This is a genomic window from Komagataeibacter kakiaceti JCM 25156 (assembly GCF_000613305.1).
The window spans coordinates 1-2386 of sequence record NZ_BAIO01000367.1 but is presented as its reverse complement, the minus strand read 5'-3'; the positions used below and the strand labels follow the sequence as shown (position 1 = coordinate 2386).

The following is a 2386-nucleotide window of genomic DNA, read 5'->3' as shown; positions in this document are numbered from 1 at the left end:
GATTTCGTGACGGAGGTCGTTGGATGAACCGCGCCGCCCGCCTTCTCGCCCTGGCCAGCGCCATGGCCGTGGCCCTGCCGGTGGCGCAGGCTTCCGCGCAGCGTGTCTCGCGCATTGATGGCAACAGGCTTGGGGCCATGTGCACCAAGGCCGGTTCCACCGGGCTGTGCGACGCCTATATTTCCGGCATCGCGGATTCCGTGACCCTTGCGCACCTGTTTGAACGCAATGCGGAAAAGGACAGTAAGGATGTCGCCGCCTTCTGCATCGCGCCGTCCGTCGATACGGCGGATATGCGCGGCAAGGTGGTAAGCTGGATGAAGGCCCACCGCGACGGGCTGAACCGCCCCGCTGGTGAGGTCGTCTTTACCGCGCTGCATGACTCCTACCCCTGTGGCGACGGCAGATGAAGGCGGCGATCGTAGTTTTCCCCGGCACCAACCGCGAACGTGACATGGCGATCGCGCTGCGGGGCGTGACCGGACAGGCCCCGGCCATGGTGTGGCACCGGGATACGGCGCTGCCCGCCGGGCTTGATCTCGTGGTGCTGCCCGGTGGCTTCAGCTATGGCGATTACCTGCGCTGTGGCGCCATGGCCGCGCATGCGCCGATCATGGCCGCCATTCGCGATTTCGCGCATAAGGGCGGGCATATCCTGGGCGTGTGCAACGGCTTCCAGATCCTGACGGAAGCCCAGCTTCTGCCCGGCGCGCTGCTGCGCAACGCGGCGCTGCGCTTCCTGTCACAGGACTGCTTCCTGCGGGTCGAGCGTAATGACACGCCCTTTACCCGCCACTGGGCGAAGGGGGACGTGTTCCGCACGCCCATGGCGCATGGTGATGGCAATTACATTGCCGAGGCCGAGACCATCCGCATGCTGGACGATACCGGGCGCGTCGCCTTCCGCTACGTGGCGGAGAACGGGCGGGTGGATGCGGGTGATCCCGCGCTCAACCCCAATGGCAGCATGAACGCCATTGCCGGTGTGTTCAGCGAAAACCTGCGCATCTGCGGCATGATGCCCCACCCGGAGGATCTGGTGGATCCGCTGATGGGGGGCGAGGATGGTAAACCCCTGTTTACGGGACTTGTGGAGGCTCTGGTCGGATGAGTGCAAAGTTACCGCGCCCCGTTGACGAGGCACTGGCGCGCGAATTCGGCCTGACAGCGGAAGAATACGGCAACGTCCTGTCGATCATGGGCCGCACGCCTTCGTTCACGGAACTGGGCATCTTCTCGGTCATGTGGTCGGAACACTGCTCGTACAAATCCTCCCGCGCGTTCCTGCGCACGCTGCCCACCACCGCCCCATGGGTGATCCATGGCCCCGGTGAAAACGCGGGCGTGGTCGATATCGGGCAGGGGCTGGCCGCCATCTTCAAGATGGAGAGCCATAATCACCCTTCCTTCATCGAACCCTATCAGGGCGCGGCGACGGGTGTGGGCGGCATCCTGCGCGATGTGTTCACCATGGGCGCGCGGCCTGTCGCCAACCTGAACGCGCTGCGCTTTGGCGACCCCGATAACCCGCAGACCCGCCGCATTGTCGATGGCGTGGTGCGCGGCGTGGGGGGCTACGGCAACTGCGTGGGCGTGCCGACCGTGGGCGGCGAGATCAACTTCCACCCCGCCTATGACGGCAACCCGCTGGTCAACGCCATGACCGTGGGCGTGGCGCGGCAGGACCGCATCTTCCTGTCCGCGGCGGCGGGAGTCGGCAACCCGGTCATTTACGTGGGATCGAAGACCGGGCGTGACGGCATCCATGGGGCCACCATGTCCTCATCGGAATTTGATGAAGACGCGCTGGCCAAGCGCCCGACCGTGCAGGTGGGCGACCCGTTTGTCGAGAAACTGCTGATCGAGGCCTGCCTTGAACTGATGGCGACCGATGCGATCGTGGCCATTCAGGACATGGGGGCCGCGGGCCTGACCTCCTCCGCCGTTGAAATGGCGGGCAAGGGCGGGGTGGGCATCGATCTTGATCTCGATCATGTGCCCCAGCGCGAGCGCGGCATGAGCGCGTATGAAATGATGCTGTCCGAAAGTCAGGAACGCATGCTGATCGTGTTGCGTCCGGATCGCACGGAACAGGCGCGCGCCATTTTTGACAAATGGGAACTGGATTTTGCCGTCATCGGCCACCTGACCGATACCGGCAATATCGTGATCCGCCACAAGGGCGCGGTCGAGGCGGACATTCCGCTCGCCCCGCTGGCCGATCAGGCCCCGGTCTATCACCGCCCCACCGCCCCCGCGCAGCCGCCGCTGCCACTGGAGCCGATCATTGATCCGGTAGGCACCGAGCAGGCGCTCATGCGGCTGATCGGTTGCCCGGATCTTGCTTCGCGCGCATGGGTGTACAACCAGTATGACAGCACGGTCG

The 2386-nt window shown here is 65.0% G+C and carries 3 protein-coding genes; all 3 read left to right on the top strand.

All coding sequences use genetic code 11. The features are described 5' to 3' along the window. Positions 1-23 precede the first annotated feature (23 nt). Positions 24-410: a Rap1a/Tai family immunity protein gene (locus JCM25156_RS13855; protein ID WP_025813559.1), complete on the top strand. Its 387-nt coding sequence runs from the start codon at positions 24-26 to the stop codon at positions 408-410. Further along, positions 407-1111, top strand: coding sequence for a phosphoribosylformylglycinamidine synthase subunit PurQ (gene purQ / locus JCM25156_RS13850; protein WP_025813558.1), 705 nt, complete (start codon positions 407-409; stop codon positions 1109-1111). The genes JCM25156_RS13855 and purQ overlap by 4 nt, the downstream gene beginning before the upstream one ends. Beyond that, a partial coding sequence (gene purL / locus JCM25156_RS13845; protein WP_025813557.1) for a phosphoribosylformylglycinamidine synthase subunit PurL occupies positions 1108-2386 on the top strand: 1279 nt, incomplete at its 3' end. The genes purQ and purL, both read left to right, overlap by 4 nt.